A 19,185-nucleotide genomic window follows, 5' to 3' on the forward strand; every position below is an offset into this window, starting at 1 on the left:
AGTACGACAAAAAAAAGGGCTCCGAAATTCGGAGCCCTCAGTCTTAATGCCAATTAATAATTATTGACATTTCAAAGCCTTAATGCGAGCAGAAGCCTGTGCCTTATACTTAGGGTTAGTAGCTGCTTTCTTGTAGTTAGCACAAGCATTGGGAATGTCTTTTTTTGCCTCAGCAACACCGGCAAGTAGGAAGTAAACCTTTGCCTTTTCAGCTGGGTTCAACGTATACTCTAACGATTTGTTCGCTGCTTTTTCAGCATCGTCCCACTTAGATAGGGTATAGTTACAGAATGCTAACTTATAGTAAACCACTTCACTCTGAGGGGCATACTTAAGTGCCGTTTCATAACTCTTTATAGCTTCTTCGTACTTCTTTGCCTTTTCATCGTTCGAAGCCTTCTCAAGGAATAGATCACGAGCTTGAGCTGTAGCGTTAGCAACTTCATCAGGCTTATTGGTACGCTTACCTATCTCTATTACCTTGTCAAAATATACAAGTGCAGAGTCAACGTTTCCTTGCTTACTGTAAACCAAACCTAAGCCAAGTAGGCTATTGGTTGCCTCAGGATTAAGACGAAGGCCCATGTTATAGTACTCCTTTGCCTTATCGTAGTTCTTAGCACCCAACTCTTGGTTACCCATAACACGGTAAAGCTGAGGAACAATATTGCCAGCTTTAGTAACTGTTGCTTGATCGTTGTACTTTTTCCCTACCTCAATAGCATTGTTGAATTCATTTATTGACTCAACCACCTTCTTATCCTTGTAAAGGAGCATACCATTTTGTAGGTAGCAAGAAGGAAGCAGCTTTACAACGCCATCCTTTACATCATTTGCCTCGTCACCAACCTTTGCAGCAACATCTAACGCTTGATTAAAATTGGTAATTGCAACAGCAAAGTTCTTTGCATTATAAGCTGCAACACCATCGTTATACAGTTTAGCTGCCTCATCCTTTGTTTGAGCAGATGCATTTACGGCAAAGAAAAAAGCCATCATGCTCATAATTCCAAAAACTCTCATAATCTTACTTCTCATAGGTCTATTTCGTTTTTAATTGTTCTCTTTTCACCTTGGCCAACATGGTTCTGCAAAGAAATGTTAATCCTGTAAATATGCAACAGCTACCGCAATTTTTGACGTTTATTTTTAAAAAAATTCACCATCAAGGCCGAACACTCATCCTTTAATACTCCTCCTTTCACTTCAGTTCTAGGGTGTAACAGCCCTCTTTCAATATTTTGGTAGCCTCGCTTCTCGTCGATGGTGCCATACACGAGTCGTCCGAGATGCGTCCAGTAGGCGGCAGAAGCACACATTGGGCATGGTTCAACGGTTACGTATAGCGTACATTTGTCCAAGTACTTCCCTCCAATCGTATTTGCAGCAGCCGTAAGAGCCTGCATCTCCGCATGAGCCGTAGCATCATTCAAGGCTTCGGTAAGGTTGTGCGCTCTGGCAACTATGCGTTCATTTAATACAACAATCGCGCCAATCGGCACCTCATCTCTACTTAACGCATAATGCGCCTCTTTTAGTGCCTCTCGCATGAAATGCTCATCTTTTTTCTCGATGTCGGTCATACTTAACTCGTTAAAATACATTTTTGAATAGCCGCAAATGTATATAATAATTCAGCAATTAAGCGAAAAATTGTACCTTCGCAACATTTAGAAATTAAGGCACTATGTATAGAACACATACATGCGGCGAACTACGCCTTGAAAATGTTGGAACTGAAGTGACCCTAGCAGGATGGGTTCAGCGCGTCCGTAAGTTGGGCGGAATGACCTTTATTGACCTTAGGGATAGGTATGGAATTACCCAACTTGTTGTCGACGACAACGCCAGCGCTGATGTTGTTGAAACCACCAGTCACCTAGGACGAGAGTTTGTGATAAGCACAATCGGGAAAGTTGTTGAACGCGCCAGCAAGAATAGCAAAATAGCCACCGGTGATGTAGAAGTAATAGTCAACAAGATTTCTGTTCTAAACAAATCTGAAATTCCTCCATTTACCATCGAAGATGATACCGACGGCGGTGATGAAATACGCATGAAGTACCGCTACCTCGACCTGCGCCGTAATCCACTAAAGAAAGCGCTTGCATTGCGCCACCGCATGGCCCAAGAGGTAAGAAACTACCTGGATGCACAAGGCTTTCTGGAGATCGAAACACCCTATCTCATAAAGTCTACTCCCGAAGGTGCTCGCGACTTTGTCGTTCCTTCCCGAATGAACCAAGGAGAATTTTATGCCCTTCCTCAGTCTCCTCAAACCTTTAAGCAGTTACTTATGGTGGCCGGATACGACCGCTACTTCCAAATCGTGCGCTGCTTTCGCGATGAGGACTTAAGAGCCGACCGCCAACCCGAGTTTACCCAAATTGACTGCGAAATGTCGTTTGTGGAGCGCAACGACATCCTTAACCTCTTCGAAGGAATGGCCAAGCAGCTCTTCAAGTCCGTTTTAAACATCGAATTTGAAGGTGAATTCCCCCGCATGAGCTACGCCGATGCCATGAAGTACTACGGCAGCGACAAGCCTGACATCCGCTTCGATATGCGATTTGTTGAAATCACCAACGATGCCAAAGGAAAGAACTTCGTAGTTTTCGATTCAGCAGAGTACATTGGTGGAATAGTAGCCAAAGGAGCCGCAGAATATACCCGCAAGCAGCTAGACGAACTTACCAAGTTCGTTCAGCGCCCACAAGTTGGAGCCAAAGGGCTGGTTTATATCAAGTATAATGCCGACGGTAGCCTTAAATCGTCTATCGACAAGTTCTTTAACGAGGCTGAACTTAAGGCTCTAGCCGAAAAGATGAACGCCCAACCAAACGATCTTCTCCTAATCCTCGCTGGAGACAAAAAGAGAACTCTAAGCGCTCTAAACGATCTTCGCCTCGAAATGGGAACGCAGCTTGGCTTAAGAGATAACTCAACTTTTGCACCTCTCTGGGTAGTAGATTTTCCTCTTTTGGAATGGGACGACGAAACACAGCGCTTCTACGCAATGCATCACCCATTCACGTCTCCTAAGATTGAAGACTTGGAACTATTCTCAACCGATCCAGGTCAAGTTCGCGCCAATGCCTACGATTTTGTTGTAAACGGCGTAGAAATCGGAGGTGGATCAATCCGTATTCACGACTCCAAGATTCAGGAAAAGATGTTCGATGTCCTAGGATTCACGAAAGATGAGGCTGAAAAACAGTTCGGATTTCTTACCAACGCCTTTAAGTTTGGGGCTCCACCCCACGGTGGTATTGCATTCGGATTCGACCGCTGGTGCGCAATTTTTGGAGGTTCAGACTCTATTCGCGACTACATCGCCTTCCCAAAAAACAATTCTGGCCGCGATATGATGATAGATTCACCATCGACCATATCAGAAGATCAACTCAAAGAGTTAACACTAAAAATTACCCAATAAATATCAAAAGGGCTTCGATTAACGAAGCCCTTTTTTATTGACAAAAAACAAGCAGGGGGTGTAAATTAATACACCCCCTGCTTTATAGGTTTTGTAAGATTTATTCTGCTAAAGCAATACTTTCAACCTTACGTGCAATATACATAATCTTTAAAGCACTAGCCTTTCTAAGCTCCTGCTTTACGTCAGTAACCATACCCATTCTTGCTTCTTCGTCAATCTTAAGCGCAACTGTCATGAAGCCCTTATCAGCCTCATCAAGTTTTTCACGCTCCGATGAAATAAAGTCACGAATATCTTCAGGTGTTCTGAATGAATCGTTTAGCTGAATACGAGCATCAGTACCATAGATAGCCTGAAACTCGCGATTTGGGGTACCAATAAAGACAAAGCTCGTAAGCGATTTCTTTTCCAATTTGGCAACCTCAGTTGCAGCTGGCAACTTTACTTTTACGTTAAGTTTTTGCTCCCTCATAGTAGTGGTAACCATGAAGAAGAAAAGAAGCATAAACACGATATCAGGTAACGACGCTGTCGATAGGGCGGGCATACCACCCTTTCCTTTTCTTGAAAATTTTGCCATCGTTATTTTACTCCTGCAGCGTTACGTGGGTTAGCCTCAGATATTTGCTGAGGATACATCTTCTTAATCGCTTCCTGTTCATCTTCAGAAAGAAGATCAAACTTCTTTCCAAATTTTTCTTGAGAAGCCTTTTCGCGGAGAACATTGTAGGCTGCAACAATCTCGTTTTGTACCTCCATGTACATTTTGTAAGAGGTACCACGGTCATTCTGCAACGATATTACCCCCTTCGAAACCTCAACGTTACCAATTCCTGGTATGTTTTTAACAGTACGTTCCGAAAAAGAAAGGTTGTTCTGAGGATTTTCAACGAACTCCATAACTTTCTCCCTAAGTTGGATAACATCCATACGCTGTCCGTTCACCATCAACCAGTCGCGACCGTTGACTAGAACCATTAACACGTTCCTTTGATTTACCTCTTGGTCAGTAGCTTTTTGCTCCTGAGTCCATGGGGGAAGACGTCTTTGCAGACCTGCATCCGAGTTCATGGTTGTTGTTACCAAGAAGAAGATAAGCAAAAGGAAGGCGATGTCAGCCATAGAACCTGCGTTAACTTCAGGCGTAGCTCTTCCTGCCATATTTTTATCTTTTTATCACCCGAAGGCGAATGTTCTAACGTTTAAAAAAGTCTCTAAGCTCAGTAAATAGCATTCCAATAATAGAAATACCGAAAAGTGTGTAGGTTAGATAAAGACCAGTATCTGTCCACTTTAGGGTAGTTGTATCCTTATTGTAAATATCTGCTACTTCCTTAGAAGTAAAGTTAAGAGGAGCGTCAGAAGAAAGCATGTACGAAATGACAGCAATAACAACCAAACCTCCAATTCCTACTAAGGCCATTTTAAGGTTAGAAGGATCGATGATAACATTAATAACAGAGAAGACAAGAACAAGTCCTAGCGCTAGGAATGCCAACACATATGCAAACGAAAGGTATGGACCTGCAGCTGCAATGTTTTGTGCACTTCTATCACTTGTCCCATCCAATCCCATAAAAAACATTACCGTGAATACAATTGCTAATACGTAAGCAATGTACAGGAATGCTTTTGTAAATTTAGTTATGGTCATGGTTTAATTACTTTTTAAGGTTGTACTTAACAAGAATGTCGATTAGAGAAATAGAAGCATCTTCCATATCCATAACTAGAGAGTCAATTTTAGAAACTAGGTAGTTGTAGAATACTTGAAGAATCATAGCCACGATAAGACCAGTTACAGTTGTGATAAGAGCGATCTTGATACCACCAGCCACAAGAGTTGGGTCGATATCACCAGCTTTTTCGATGTTATCGAATGCCACGATCATACCTACTACTGTACCCAAGAATCCTAACATAGGAGCGATAGCGATGAAAAGAGAAATCCAAGTAAGACCGCTTTCCATTTGAGACATTTGAACGCCACCATAAGATACTACAGACTTTTCTACAACTTCAACACCTTCGCTAGAGCGATCTAGACCTTGGTAGAAGATAGAAGCAACAGGTCCACGAGTGTTACGGCAAACCTCCTTAGCAGCCTCAACACCACCTTGGTTAAGTGCATCTTCAATACCTTGAAGAAGCTTCTTGGTGTTGGTTGTAGCCATGTTTAAGTAAATAATTCTTTCGATTGCAATAGCCAAACCGAAAATCAAGCAAAGAAGGATTGGAGCCATGTAAAGAGGACCACCTTCAATAAACTTAGTCTTGATTTGCTGGTGTACAGCAGTTTCAGCTTCAGCAGCGGCAGGTGCTTGATCACCAGCAGCAGCAGTGTCTACTTGAGTAGTAGCTGCGGTATCGGTCTTAGCCGAGTCAGTTTGAGCAAATGCAGTAGATGCGAAAGAAAGCATCCCAATCACTGCGAACATTGCAAAAATTTTTTTCATTGTCGTTGTCGATTAGTTTTAAATAAAAGAACAATTGTGGTTAATTTTCTCTTTCGAGAGCGGAGAGAAAGGGATTCGAACCCTTGAACCACTTTTGGCGGTTACACACTTTCCAGGCGTGCGCCTTCGACCACTCGGCCATCTCTCCTCGCTGCTTTAGCACCGCAAATTAGTAAAAAAAAAACTAAATATCCTAGTTCTGCCCCATTTCTCCAGCCAAGGAGTTTTCAAATTGAGTTTTTACCTCATTTACAGTATAATTCTGTCCAAATAGGAACATCAATTTCACGATTGCCGCTTCAAATGTAATATCCAACCCTGTTATTACGCCCATCCTTTTTAGCAACAAACCCGTTTCGTAGCTTTCCATATTTACAGCCCCCCCTCGACATTGAGTAACGTTAACAACTACCAATCCCCGTTTAATAGCAGCATCTAACTCATCAATGAACCAAGGATAGGTTGGCGCATTGCCAGAGCCAAACGTTTCCAGAACGACCCCTTTTATCCCCTTAATGTTTAGAACCGAGTTAACCACGCTTTGGCTAATTCCTGGAAATAACGTTAGGGAAGCGACATTGGTATCTAATTTTGTATTAAATACCACATTCTGGCTGAAATCTACCTGCCGCACGTATGGCAAATGGTACTGTACGTCGATTCCTGCGACAGCCAACGCTGGGTAGTTTTCACTTCTAAACGCATTGAAGGTATGTGCATTATACTTAAAAGTACGATTACCTCTGTAAAGATGATTATTAAATAATACGCAAACTTCTGGAATTAGCGGTTTCCCTTCTTTATAGGCAGCAGCAACTTCAACCGCCGAAAGCAGGTTTTCCCTTCCATCGGTCCTTATCTCGCCAATAGGCAGCTGGCTTCCTGTAAGAATTATGGGCTTGGTAAGATTTTGAATCATGAAGCTAAGCGCCGAAGCCGTATACGACATGGTATCGGTTCCGTGCAAGATTACAAAACCATCGTACTTTTTGTAGTTTGCCTTAATAATCTCAGCAATACTTTTCCAAAACTCGGGCTGAATATTAGAAGAATCAACAGGAGGATCGTACGATATGGTATTAATCGCAAAATGGAACTTACTAAGTTCAGGAACTTCCTCCTGTATCTGCTTAAAGTTAAATGGAACCAGCGAACCGGTTTCAAGATCTCGCTTCATACCAATTGTTCCACCCGTATAAATTACGAGTATAGCAGTACCTCTCATAGCTTAAATTTTGAAGATGCTTTTAGCATTTGTAGTAGTTGCTCCCGCTACATCGCTAACCGTCACACTCTTAATTTGAGCCAACTTTGCTGCTATTAATGGGACGAACGATGGCACATTACGTTTCCCCCTATACGGAGTTGGCGCAAGATATGGAGAATCGGTTTCTAAAACAATACGTTCTAAAGGAATTTCTTTTACCACATTTGCCAAACCAGAATTCTTAAAGGTGACAATTCCCCCGATTCCAACATAAAACTCGCCTAACGTTTTAATCGTATTGTATGTATCGATATTGCCTGTAAATGCATGAAAAACTCCAAATATAGGTTGCCCTTTATAGCCCATCAAGACATCAAAAATTTCGGGGAAAGCTTCTCTTGAATGGATAACCAAAGGAAGATTATGCTTAAGTGCAAGTTGAATCTGGTAGTCAAAAGCTTCTAGCTGCTGGCGCTTATAATCAGTAGACCAATATAAGTCAATGCCCACCTCTCCTATTCCGTATACCTTTTTGCTTTTAAGATATTGCTCGACTATCGTCAGTTCTTCACGGTATGAATCATCTACCGATGTAGGATGAAGCCCTATGAGAGGATAGCAGCTTGATTCTTCGTCGGCTAACGCAAACAGTTTCCCATGACTTTGGCTATCAATTGCGGGCAAAATAATCGCATCTACGTTCTCTCGTTTTGCGGCTTTAAGTTCGGCCGAGTAGTCATCTTTAAACTCTTCAGCATATAAATGGCAATGCGTATCTATAAAATTCATTCTCACTATTTCTGATTGTACATTAGCCTAAAAACATTCGGGCAAATGTACGAAAAACCATTACTGAGGGAAATATGACTTAGATAATGCATACGCCTTCCCTGGTAAACTTTTTACAATACCATCAAACTCCATTGTAAGAAGAATTGCCGAAGTCGAAGGCATTGACAACCCGCTACTATATGCAATGGTGTCGATGCTTTCTTTTTCAACGTTTCTAAGAATATCTACAATTTTCTGTTCCTCCTTACTTAGATCTCTAAAAATGGTAAGCTGTTGCGAAGCATTTCCCTTTACAGAAACAGATTGCCAGTTTAGGGCATTCTCAATATCTTCTGCACTTTCTACAAGAGCTGCCTTGTTCATTTTAATTAGGGCATTACAGCCCTGCGAATATTTATCGCTTGTACGACCCGGACATGCAAGCACATCGCGATTATACGAGCAGGCTATATCGGCAGTAACCAATGCTCCCCCTTTTATGGCAGACTCAACCACAATTGTAGCATCGGCAAGCCCTGCAATTATTCTATTGCGTCTAAGAAAGTTATTACGTTCAGGCTGAGTTCCTGTAATAAAATCGGTAACAAGGGCTCCGTTACCTAGCATCTCTTTTGCCAGTTCTCGATTTGCAGACGGATAAATCATGTCTAAACCATGCGCTAGTACTCCTACGGTAGGGAAACCGCTCTTTATGGCATTCCGATGAGCAGCTGCATCTATTCCATGTGCTAATCCGCTTACAACAAGCACCGAATGACCTTTCTGAGCCAAGCCTCTAAGTAGTTCCTCGCAATGTCGCTTGCCATAGTCACTCGCGCTCCGAGTTCCTACCACTGCAAGCACTTTTTGGTGAGACAATGACGCGCTACCTTTATAGTACAAAAGAATTGGAGAATCTTCGCACTGTTTTAACCTTTCGGGATAATCAGGGTCAGTATAATAGAACGGTGTAATACCATACTTATTAAGAAACTCAATTTCCCTTTCTGCTCTATCTAGTACTCTTTGGTTGTACACCTCACGTGCAATTATCTCTCCCACACCTGGTATTTTCAGCAAAGCCTTCTTGGGCTGATTAAAAACCTCACCAATTCCTCCACAATAAGCAATTAGCTTTTTGGCCGTAATACTTCCAATATGAGGAATGATCTCGAGCGCTATCTTATATTTTAGTAAAGGATCAGATATGCACATAGAAAAAGGTAAACTAGGTTAACTCTATAGCATTCTTCTTCAACACTTCAACTACAAGCTCCTGCTTTTGCTTCAATAGGCTACCTATTGGAATTGGAGGGTACTGAAATATTTTTCCATCTTTTTCCTGATATAAAACCAGCGTTTTTTTCATATTAAAGAATCTCTTATGAATCTTAAATGCATATAAGCCCGCAACAGGTATTCTAACCATTCGCTTTGCCCCAAAAGGTGTTGTTAGCACATAATAGCGAAATTCATAGAATTCATCTCTAGATATGAATTCTAGAAACCACATTCCCCCTCGCATTGCTAAAATAAGCGCAACTAAAATATATATAACTGCATATGTGTGCCCAACCATCAGTACTACCCGATTCCCCGACCATGGAAAATACTCAGGGAAAGCCCATATCGAAGCAATATAAGCAACAAATATCACGGCTAAGAATACCCGCATTACATGGTAGGCTGCTACCTCATTCTCATTACTAACTTTTACCATTGCTTGCTATTTTTACGGCGACTAATTTCTTGTTTTACCAGGTTCAATTCACGAGATGTTTGCCCCGCAACGGAGGTATTCTCCCTTGCACGTCGAACAAGGTAGGGTAATACCTCTTTCACTGGTCCATAGGGAAGGTACTTTACTACATTAAAGCCTTCTGCAGCAAGATTAAACGACAGGTTATCGCTCATTCCATAAAGCTGAGAGAACCAAATTCGTTGATCGTTTGCCGATAAAGAATGCTTATACGTCAACTCGATAAGCAGCCTGATGCTATCTTCGTTATGAGTTCCTGCAAAAATGCTTATTTTACCAATATTATCAACGGCAAACATTAGGGCGGCATTATACATCTTATCAGTTATATCCTTTGAAGGATTTATTGGGGAAGGATAACCTAACAAGGCAGCACGTTCGCGCTCTTTTTCCATGTATGCTCCACGCACAAATTTTGCACCTATTACAAAGTCTTTTTCAAGAGCCCGCTTATGCAGTTCCTTCAGATAATCTAATCGATCGGTCCTATACATCTGAAAGGTATTGTAGACAGTAGCCTTTTCTCCATTATAACGTTCCATCATCCTCTCTACGACATCGTCTATTGCTTGTTGATAGCAAAAATCTTCAGCATCAACGAGAATCGAGACGCCTACTTCAGATGCTTTGTTGCACATTTCGTCTACTCTTTTAACGAATTGCTGAAATAGCTCATTTTCGTGTTGACTCAACGCTTGCCCACTAGATGCTTTTTCAAGAACGTCAGACCGAACAATTCCAGTAGGCTTAAAAACCGCAAAAGCAACGTACGGATGCTTTCCAGCAAATTCGATGCTTCTCATTATTTCCTTATAGCAGGATCTAATCGATACCTCATCGTTTTTCCCTTCTACCGAATAGTCGAGAATTGAGCTAACCTTGTGCTTCCAAAGCTTCTGGGCAGTACTAGCACAACCACTCAACGATTCTCCCCCAACAAATTGAGCATAAAGCGTCGGTTTTACCATCCATCCTATTGGAATAGAAAACTTAACGGCACAGGTTGCCATTTTGCCAAGCAGCCCAACCAACGTCGGATTGTTTACAAACCTAAAAAGCAACTCTGCCTTACGAAGCTCCGCATTCGATCGAATCTTAAAGGCTATTTCGGTATTAGTAAAGTCCAGCATTCTCATCAGGGTTTGTCAGTAAATTAACATACACAAGATAACAGCTATTTTCAATTCAAACAATCATTTCCACAAAACAATAAGGAGAGACCAATGGCCTCTCATTCCCGAATTATGCTGCATCTTTACAAACCAAACATAAGCCAAAATGCAATAAAGCCACTCAGATAACCAACTATTGCATAGAATGAAATATTCTTCAAATACCACATAAAGTCGATTTTCTCGATTCCCATTACAGCGACACCTGCTGCAGAACCTATAATCAGCATGCTCCCCCCTGTTCCGGCACAGTAAGCGAGCAACTCCCAAAACGTTCCATCTACAGTAAAAGCAGACATATAGGCAGGATCTGCAACCTGTTGAAGTGCTTCCGGCGTTACAATTTCATGCATACCAATTGCACCAGCAACTAAAGGTACGTTATCTACTATAGCGGAGAGCACACCTATTAGCAGGTTTATCACATAAATATTGTGTACTTTGCCATCGAGATACTGAGAAACAACCCCAAGCATTCCCGATGCTTGTAACGCACCAACGGCCAAAAGAATGCCAAGAAAAAACAGAATTGTAGACATATCTACATCCTTTACAATCTTGGTAACCCTCAGACGATACGACTCCTTTAGATTATACTTTCTGTAGAGCAATTCCGTTAACATCCAAACCATACCTAAGCCTAGTAGCATTCCTAAAAAGGGAGGAAGGTGAGTTACTGCCTTAAACACAGGAACCATTATCAAGGAAAAGAGGGCAAAGAAAAATAGAAACTGGCGCTCTGGTTCGCTAACGGCAGGCAATTCGCTACTTTCAGCTTTTGCTGAAGATGACGCTGGCGGGATCACATCGCCCTTCATCCTAAAAGACAAAATGGCCAGTGGAACTAGCAACGACACCAAACTGGGGATAAATAGCTTAAGGATTACATTCATCGTAGTAATGTTACCCTTTACCCACAGCATAATCGTTGTAACGTCTCCTATGGGCGACCATGCACCACCAGCGTTAGCTGCAATGATTACCATTCCCGCAAAAAACCAACGATCCATTTTATCCCCAATTAACTTCCGAAGCAAGGCAACCATAACAATAGCCGTAGTAAGGTTATCTAGTACAGCCGAAAGAACGAAGGTTAACAAGGATAGAAACCAAAGTAGCTTTACTCGCTTCTGGGTTTTAATTCGCTCAGTTATCAGCCTAAAACCACCATACTTGTCTATAATTTCGACAATAGTCATAGCCGCCAAAAGGAAGAAAATGGTGCTGGAGAGTTCGCCAAGAACCTCAATAAGCTGAAAACTGCTAATATAGCTTATGTATTTTTCGGTTACTGGAGCATTCTCCAGTTTAGAGTTAGAATGTGTTGCTTGGTAATCATTAAACCCATCAGCACCAGGTCCTGCTAAAATGGAATCGGCACCCCACATATAAAGAGTCCACATAAGGGCACCTAGGATCAATGCGGTTGCAGCCTTATTAATCTTAAGAGGGTGTTCTAGGGCAATGGCAATATAACCTAAAACAAACACTACAAACATTAAGGTGAACATGGTTTACATCGTTTTTTAAAGACTATTATATAACAAGCCTAAAGAATTAATGCACTTAAAATTATTTGCAATAATACATCGATTTGGGTGATCAAAAAAAGCGAGGTTTATATATAGTGTTAAACAATTCACAGATAAAAAAGGGAGGATCACGGTAGAATCTAACAAGAAACAAGAAAGCCTTACCTACAATTGATTAGGTAAGGCTTTAACAGTGACCCCGGCGGGATTCAAACCCACGACCTTCAGAACCGGAATCTGACGTTCTATTCAGCTGAACTACGGGGTCGACAAAGTGGTGCAAATTTAGCAATAATAATTTCTCTTTAAAATGAGTTCAACTCAAATTCCGCACAAATAATTCCTTTCTTTAAAAATTAATTTTTATGCTTTGTGTGCAATTTTATATTAAAAAAGATATATTTACTATATACAAATTTATTAAAAACACTGCCATGTCACAATTATTAAGACTCACCCTTGTTATAGCAATAGCCTCATTTATCGTTAGCTGCGATAAAGAAAGGCAAGATGATTCATTGCTTTTAGAAGGTAGCCAATGGAAGCTAAAAGCTTGTATTAATACTGTTACCGGAGAAGTACAGTTTTTGCCAACTTCACAATCTGCTGAAATCACGTTCCTAAAAGGAGAGAGATATTACTTCGCATCCGGATCTAAAGGATTTCAATCAAGCTATAAGCTTAAATCAGAAACAGGATCGGCATCCTTTTGTAGATCTGCAAAGCCCATCGCTTTTAGTAGCACAATTAATGCTTATCTAACAACCACCCTTAGGTCTACAAATTACGAGATTGCAGGAAACTGTCTAAAAATATCATCTCCAAGCACTAATAGGTTTCTAATATTTGAAAGAATTAAGTAGAAAAGCGTGACCACTCACGCTTTTCGCTCATTTTAACACAGTGTTATTTCAAAAGATCTTCTCTACCCTTTCTCTAAAAATGTAAATTTAAACCTCACTTTTCATTAGAACGGTAAACTATAAAGCCTCTATTACCGCTAAAACTGCAATTTTACCCCTTATTTCGCCATCTCTTCATTTTCGAAAATAATAATTAGACTTGCAAAAGTTCAAATTTCGATAGGAACAACTAGCAAGTACTAAATGCAGAACCATCAGGTTTACATATACGACAGCATCAACGCAATCCGAGAACTACGGGTTGATGCTGCTGCACATCTACTTCTAGCCCTCCTCCTACTCCTCCTGTCGAACCTGCTCCTCCTACTCCTCTAAGGCAAGCAAGTTCCGCACCACTGGGTGCACCCCGTTTTTTCCACAATCGTTTATCAATTTTAATCACAATACCATGAGTAAAGAAAAGGTGTACATCTTCGACACGACGCTCCGCGATGGCGAGCAGGTGCCCGGCTGCCAACTGAATACAATCGAAAAGATTGAGGTTGCCCTCGCCCTAGAAAAGCTCGGCGTTGATATTATCGAAGCTGGATTCCCCATATCATCGCCGGGTGACTTTAACTCGGTGGTAGAGATTTCGAAGGCAGTGTCGGAGCCAACCATTTGCGCGCTTACCCGTGCTGTTGAGAAGGATATTGAGGTGGCTGCAGAGGTGCTACGCTACGCCAAGCATCCGCGTATCCACACTGGAATTGGGGTATCGCCCTATCACATAAAGTACAAGTTTAATGCAACACCCGAAGAGGTAATCCAGCGGGCAGTTGCCGCGGTTAAGTACGCCAAACGGTTTGTGGAGGATGTTGAATTCTACGCCGAAGATGCCGGACGTGCCGATAATCGGTTCCTTGCTAAGATCGTAGAGGCTGTTATTGGTGCAGGGGCAACAGTGGTTAACATTCCCGACACCACCGGCTATTGTTTACCTTCGGAGTACGGATCAAAGATTCTATTCTTAAAGGAAAATGTTTCGAATATCGATAAGGCCATTATCTCGACCCACTGTCACAACGACCTTGGGCTTGCAACAGCCAACTCAATTGCTGGAGTAATAAACGGTGCCCGTCAAATAGAGTGCACCATTAACGGAATTGGCGAGCGGGCTGGCAATACCTCGCTCGAAGAGGTGGTGATGGTAATGAAGAGCCATAAGGGGCTTAATCTGGAAACATCAATCAACACCAAAAAGATATTCCCGACCAGCCGATTGGTTTCTACGCTTATGCGCATGCCCGTGCAAGCCAACAAAGCTATTGTGGGACGTAACGCTTTCGCCCACTCCTCGGGCATCCATCAGGATGGCTTCTTGAAGAACCGCGAAACCTACGAAATCATCAACCCAAAGCAGGTTGGCATAAGCGAATCGTCGATTGTGCTTACTGCACGAAGCGGAAGGGCAGCACTTAAGCATCGCCTTGCCACCTTGGGCTATAAGCTCGACCAGAAACAGCTAGACGATGTTTATGCAGAGTTCCTAAATCTTGCCGATAAGAAGCGAGAGATTCACAACGACGACTTGGAGGCTCTAATGGGCAAAGCCGCTCGTTTCGACAGGAAGATCCAGTTAGAATCACTTCAGGTTATATGCGGGAAAAGCGCTATTCCAACTGCAACCATCCGTATAAAGTACGAAGGTCAGGTTTGGGAGGGTACCGAAACGGGTAACGGCCCTATTGACGCTGCCATAAATGCCGTAAAAACCATCATCACTGCAAAAACTACCCTTGAGGAACTGCTGATTCACACCATTACACGCGGTAGCGACGACATGGGCAAGGTGCACGTGCAGGTTGAAAGCAAGGGAAAAGTTTTCTATGGCTTTAGCGCCAACACCGACGTTATTACGGCAACCGTAGAGGCATACTTGGATGCTCTTTCACAAATTGTTTGATAGAATTGTTCTAGAACGTCATGCGCAACTAGATGTAAAAAAGGAAGGATGAACATGGCTTACTCCCCTCCTTTTTAAGGAGGGGTCGGCATAGCCGGGGGTGGTTTATAGCATTAAGAAAAAGCACAAGGACTTGGAATTCCGATTCGCAACCACCCTGTCCTTCGGACACCCCTCCTTGAAAAGGAGGGGAATCGCACTGATTGTGACTTGTACTTTTCTGTTAAGATTCAATTCCAACTAGTCAATAGCTACAGCTAGATAGAATTGAATTAACGGGACGCTTTACTTAACCACCTTAATTTTTATAACCCTATTTTTCTTTAGTAATGGGAAAAACACTTTTCGATAAGATATGGGATGCACACGTGGTGCATAGCACAGGAGACGGAGCCGATATTCTCTACATCGACCGCCACTACATCCACGAGGTAACCTCTCCACAGGCCTTCGATGGGCTTCGCAGCCGTGGCATTGGGGTATTTCGTCCTTTAAAAACGGTGGCAACTGCCGACCACAATGTTCCAACCATCAACCAGCATCTTCCAATTAAGGAGGAACAATCGCGCAAGCAGATAGCGCAGCTGGTGCAGAACTGCAAAGAGTTTGGTTTGGATCTTTACGGACTTGGGCACCAGTACCAGGGCATCGTTCACATCATAGGGCCAGAGCTGGGCGTTACCCAACCCGGTGGAACCTACGTGTGCGGCGATAGCCACACCGCGACACATGGCGCCTTCGGTTCAATAGCCTTCGGTATTGGCACATCGGAGGTGGAGATGGTTTTGGCATCGCAGTCGCTACCTCAGGTAAAGCCTCGACAGATGCGCATCACCGTAAATGGGCAGCTGAAGAAGGGCGTTACCGCAAAAGACCTTATACTATATACAATAGGTAAGCTAACGGCAAAAGGTGGCACAGGCTACTTTGTTGAATACGCAGGCGAGGCCTTTCGCTCGCTAAGCATGGAGGGAAGAATGACGGTTTGCAACATGAGCATAGAAATGGGTGCCCGTGGCGGACTGATTGCCCCCGACGAAACCACCATCGCCTACGTTAAAGGTCGCGCGTTTGCCCCAAAAGGTGATGATTGGGATAAGACCGTAGCCTACTGGCGTACGCTGTACAGCGATACCGATGCAACGTTCGATGCCGAGTTCACCTTCGATGCTGCCGACATCGAGCCGATGCTTACCTATGGAACGAATCCCGGCATGGGCATTGGTATCTCGGAAAGCATCCCCTCGGAAAAGGATTTTACCGACGAAAGCGACAAAGCTACCCTTAAAAAGGCGCTTGCCTACATGCAGCTATCCGAAGGCGAACTGCTGCTGGGCAAACCCGTTTCCTACGTATTCATCGGAAGCTGTACGAATGGCCGCATCGAGGACTTTAGGATGGCCGCCGAGATTGTAAAGGGACGAAAGGTTGCCAGTGGCGTCACCGCCTGGTTTGTTCCCGGATCGAAGCAGGTAGAGAAGCAGTGCGAGGCAGAAGGACTAACCCAAATCTTTGCCGAAGCAGGCATCGCCCTTCGTCAACCCGGCTGCTCGGCGTGCTTGGCGATGAACGAGGACAAGATCCCTGAAGGAGAACTTTGCATATCGACATCGAACCGTAACTTCGAAGGACGACAGGGTCCCGGAGCGCGAACCATCCTTGCCGGACCGTATGCTGCCGCTGCCGCAGCGGTTACGGGGGTAATTACCGATCCGAGGACGTTTCTTTAAGCGCGTATCACGACGCACGTATCAAGTATCAAGATATGAGAAATGAGATGTGCGATATGAAATTTTAGAAATTCGTGATTCGTGATACTTGATACGTGATACCAAACCAACGTAAAAGAACATAGAACCATGCCAAACAAAAAAGTAACCATCATACAATCGTCTGCAGTGCCGCTGAGAGTGGACAACGTAGATACCGACCAGATAATCCCCGCGCGATTCCTTAAGGCCACCACGCGCGAGGGCTTCGGCGAGAACCTCTTTAGGGATTGGCGCTACGACAAGCAAAATAGTATCGTAGAGTCGTTTCCGCTAAACAGTCCGAAGTACTCGGGAAAGATTCTGGTAGCTGGAAAGAACTTCGGCTGCGGTTCTAGCCGCGAACATGCCGCCTGGGCCGTCAAGGATTACGGCTTCGAGGCCGTGGTATCGAGCATGTTTGCCGATATCTTTAAGAGTAACGCCCTCAACAACGGCTTGCTGCCCGTGCAGGTGAGCGAGGCGTTCCTCGAAAGGCTCTTTACGGCCATCGAGAGCGATCCATCAACCCAAATAGCGATTGATCTGCCCAACCAAACCATTAGCCTAGGCGATGAGAAGGAATCGTTTGCCATTGGAGCCTATAAAAAGGAGTGCCTGATGAACGGGTACGACGATGTGGACTACCTGGTGAGCATGAAAGATAAGATTGAAGCATACGAACAAAGCAAAAAGTAATGAACACATATAAGATAGCCGTCCTAAAGGGCGACGGGATTGGTCCCGAGATTGTAGACGAGGCCGTAAGAGTTTTAGAAACCGTTGGCCGCAAGTTTAACATCGAGTTCGACTACAGCGAGGGCCTTATTGGCGGTATTGCCATCGATACGGTTGGATCGCCCTTCCCTGCCGAGACTCAAAGGATATGCGAGCAGGCTGACGCCATCCTCTTCGGCGCTATTGGCGATCCGAAGTTCGATAACGACCCATCGGCAAAGGTTCGACCCGAGCAGGGACTGCTTGCCATGCGCAAAACGCTCGGCCTATACGCCAACATCCGTCCTGTTGCGGCCTACGACAGCCTTTTAAACCTATCGCCGCTTAAGGAAAGCATCACCAAAGGGGCAGACTTTGTGGTTATCCGCGAGCTAACCGGTGGAATCTACTTTGGCGAGCCTCGCGGCCGTAGCGAGAACGGGCAAACCGCCTTCGACACCTGCGTGTACACCAAGGAGGAGATTACCCGCGTGGCCAAAATGGCCTTCGAGTACGCCATGACGCGCCGAAAGAAGCTAACCGTGGTGGATAAGGCCAACGTGCTAGCCACCTCGCGCCTGTGGAGGGAAACCGTGCAGGCAATGGAGAAGGATTACCCTCAGGTAGTGGTCGACTACATGTTTGTGGACAACGCCGCCATGAAGCTGATCCTGCAGCCCACCTACTTCGACGTGGTGCTCACCGAGAATATGTTTGGCGATATCCTTACCGACGAGGCCAGCGTTATTACCGGCTCGCTGGGCATGCTGCCATCGGCATCGAAGGGCTCGAAGGTGTCGCTCTACGAGCCAATACACGGCAGCTTCCCCCAGGCAAAGGGCAAGGGAATTGCCAACCCCATTGCCACCATCCTTTCGGCAGCCATGATGCTCGAGGACTTGGGCGAAACCGTTGCAGGGAAGGCCATCCGTGTTGCGGTGGACAAGGTGGTTGCCGAGGGATTCCTCACCGCAGACCTAAACTCCATCAACCCCCATTCGACCACCGAGGTGGGACGCAGAATTGCGGAGGTGATTTAGTAGTATCAAGTAGCACGACACACGTAGCACGATTTGGTGCTGCGGAATTTGAGCCATACTGTTAGATAGATAAAAGAAGAGCCGTTGCAGGTGCAACGGCTCTTCTTTTATCAGATTCTATCGTATCAGCAGATTTCAATCTAAAATTTGTAGCTAATTGTAATACCTGCCTGCTGGTTGCTTAATTCAAAGTTATATGAATTAACGGTTATATCATCATTCTTACTTTTTAGATAGGTAAAATTTGGAACAATTTCTGCCGATAATGATACATTGGAAGTAATGCTATACGAAAAGCCTAAGATAAACCCAAGCCCTATCCCATAAGTAGTAGTCTTTGTACTTTGAATAACGTTATAAGATGTTATCTCATCCGCTTTTTCATAGTTGTAGAATCCCTGAAACTCTGGCCCATAGAAAAAATTAAATTGATCATTTATCCTCGTATGTTTGCAGCACAGGAATGGCCAGTGAAATTTACCATGATTCGGTAAGTTTGCGACCATTAATCAGAAAAGAAGACGTGAGAATAGCAA

Annotated in this window: 18 protein-coding genes and 2 tRNA genes; 6 read left to right on the forward strand and 14 right to left on the reverse strand. The window is 43.8% G+C overall.

The window, feature by feature from the left end; translation table 11 throughout:
• Positions 1-60: 60 nt before the first annotated feature.
• Both CLV25_RS13810 and CLV25_RS13815 read right to left on the reverse strand, forming a co-directional pair.
• Positions 61-1,038: a tetratricopeptide repeat protein gene (locus CLV25_RS13810; protein WP_131840254.1), complete on the reverse strand. Its 978-nt coding sequence runs from the start codon at positions 1,036-1,038 to the stop codon at positions 61-63.
• 86 nt (positions 1,039-1,124) lie between these two features.
• Positions 1,125-1,583 carry a nucleoside deaminase gene (locus CLV25_RS13815; protein WP_131840255.1) on the reverse strand — a complete coding sequence of 153 codons (459 nt, stop codon included), beginning with the start codon at positions 1,581-1,583 and terminating at the stop codon, positions 1,125-1,127.
• 104 nt (positions 1,584-1,687) lie between these two features.
• Between CLV25_RS13815 and aspS the strand changes: the two genes are divergently transcribed.
• On the forward strand, positions 1,688-3,436 hold the full coding sequence (gene aspS, locus CLV25_RS13820) for an aspartate--tRNA ligase (protein WP_131840256.1): 1,749 nt from the start codon (positions 1,688-1,690) through the stop codon (positions 3,434-3,436).
• A gap of 100 nt (positions 3,437-3,536) precedes the next feature.
• Here aspS and CLV25_RS13825 read toward each other — a convergent pair whose 3' ends face one another.
• The 12 genes from CLV25_RS13825 to CLV25_RS13880 all read right to left on the reverse strand — a co-directional run bounded on the left by CLV25_RS13825 (position 3,537) and on the right by CLV25_RS13880 (position 12,604).
• The gene (locus CLV25_RS13825; RefSeq protein ID WP_131840257.1) at positions 3,537-4,019 is read right to left on the reverse strand and encodes an ExbD/TolR family protein; all 483 of its coding nucleotides are present in this window, start codon (positions 4,017-4,019) and stop codon (positions 3,537-3,539) included.
• A 2-nt stretch (positions 4,020-4,021) separates the two neighbouring features.
• Positions 4,022-4,600 (reverse strand): ExbD/TolR family protein, encoded by a 579-nt coding sequence (locus CLV25_RS13830; protein WP_131840258.1) that lies wholly within the window; start codon positions 4,598-4,600, stop codon positions 4,022-4,024.
• Positions 4,601-4,634: 34 nt separating this feature from the next.
• Positions 4,635-5,093, reverse strand: coding sequence for a hypothetical protein (locus CLV25_RS13835; protein ID WP_131840259.1), 459 nt, complete (start codon positions 5,091-5,093; stop codon positions 4,635-4,637).
• Between the two features lie 7 nt (positions 5,094-5,100).
• Positions 5,101-5,895, reverse strand: coding sequence for a MotA/TolQ/ExbB proton channel family protein (locus CLV25_RS13840; protein WP_131840260.1), 795 nt, complete (start codon positions 5,893-5,895; stop codon positions 5,101-5,103).
• Positions 5,896-5,955: 60 nt separating this feature from the next.
• A tRNA-Ser gene (locus tag CLV25_RS13845) sits at positions 5,956-6,043 on the reverse strand.
• Between the two features lie 45 nt (positions 6,044-6,088).
• Positions 6,089-7,120 carry an asparaginase gene (locus CLV25_RS13850; RefSeq protein WP_131840261.1) on the reverse strand — a complete coding sequence of 344 codons (1,032 nt, stop codon included), beginning with the start codon at positions 7,118-7,120 and terminating at the stop codon, positions 6,089-6,091.
• A gap of 3 nt (positions 7,121-7,123) precedes the next feature.
• Positions 7,124-7,891, reverse strand: a complete 768-nt coding sequence (locus tag CLV25_RS13855) for a TatD family hydrolase (RefSeq protein WP_131840262.1) — start codon at positions 7,889-7,891, stop codon at positions 7,124-7,126.
• 60 nt (positions 7,892-7,951) lie between these two features.
• A complete protein-coding gene (gene dprA, locus CLV25_RS13860) occupies positions 7,952-9,088 on the reverse strand; it encodes a DNA-processing protein DprA (protein ID WP_243649638.1) in 1,137 nt (378 codons plus the stop codon).
• A gap of 13 nt (positions 9,089-9,101) precedes the next feature.
• Positions 9,102-9,593, reverse strand: coding sequence for a hypothetical protein (locus CLV25_RS13865; RefSeq protein ID WP_131840263.1), 492 nt, complete (start codon positions 9,591-9,593; stop codon positions 9,102-9,104).
• The gene (locus CLV25_RS13870) at positions 9,587-10,762 is read right to left on the reverse strand and encodes a proline dehydrogenase family protein (protein WP_207895685.1); all 1,176 of its coding nucleotides are present in this window, start codon (positions 10,760-10,762) and stop codon (positions 9,587-9,589) included. Before CLV25_RS13870 ends, CLV25_RS13865 begins: the two co-directional genes overlap by 7 nt.
• Before the next feature lie 125 nt (positions 10,763-10,887).
• Positions 10,888-12,315 (reverse strand): sodium:proton antiporter NhaD, encoded by a 1,428-nt coding sequence (nhaD, locus tag CLV25_RS13875; protein WP_131840265.1) that lies wholly within the window; start codon positions 12,313-12,315, stop codon positions 10,888-10,890.
• Between the two features lie 215 nt (positions 12,316-12,530).
• Positions 12,531-12,604: transfer RNA gene (locus CLV25_RS13880), tRNA-Arg, on the reverse strand.
• Positions 12,605-12,770: 166 nt separating this feature from the next.
• Between CLV25_RS13880 and CLV25_RS13885 the strand changes: the two genes are divergently transcribed.
• The 5 genes from CLV25_RS13885 (at position 12,771) to leuB (ending at position 18,649) form a co-directional block, all read left to right on the forward strand.
• On the forward strand, positions 12,771-13,199 hold the full coding sequence (locus CLV25_RS13885; protein ID WP_131840266.1) for a hypothetical protein: 429 nt from the start codon (positions 12,771-12,773) through the stop codon (positions 13,197-13,199).
• 448 nt (positions 13,200-13,647) lie between these two features.
• Positions 13,648-15,144 carry a 2-isopropylmalate synthase gene (locus CLV25_RS13890; protein ID WP_131840267.1) on the forward strand — a complete coding sequence of 499 codons (1,497 nt, stop codon included), beginning with the start codon at positions 13,648-13,650 and terminating at the stop codon, positions 15,142-15,144.
• A gap of 329 nt (positions 15,145-15,473) precedes the next feature.
• Complete coding sequence (gene leuC, locus CLV25_RS13895; protein ID WP_131840268.1) at positions 15,474-16,874, forward strand: 3-isopropylmalate dehydratase large subunit; 1,401 nt, start codon at positions 15,474-15,476, stop codon at positions 16,872-16,874.
• A 129-nt stretch (positions 16,875-17,003) separates the two neighbouring features.
• Positions 17,004-17,591, forward strand: coding sequence for a 3-isopropylmalate dehydratase small subunit (gene leuD, locus CLV25_RS13900; protein ID WP_131840269.1), 588 nt, complete (start codon positions 17,004-17,006; stop codon positions 17,589-17,591).
• Positions 17,591-18,649: a 3-isopropylmalate dehydrogenase gene (gene leuB, locus CLV25_RS13905; protein WP_131840270.1), complete on the forward strand. Its 1,059-nt coding sequence runs from the start codon at positions 17,591-17,593 to the stop codon at positions 18,647-18,649. Before leuD ends, leuB begins: the two co-directional genes overlap by 1 nt.
• Positions 18,650-19,185: the final 536 nt, after the last annotated feature.

The sequence above is a fragment of the Acetobacteroides hydrogenigenes genome, assembly GCF_004340205.1.
GTDB classification, from domain to species: Bacteria; Bacteroidota; Bacteroidia; order Bacteroidales; family ZOR0009; genus Acetobacteroides; species Acetobacteroides hydrogenigenes.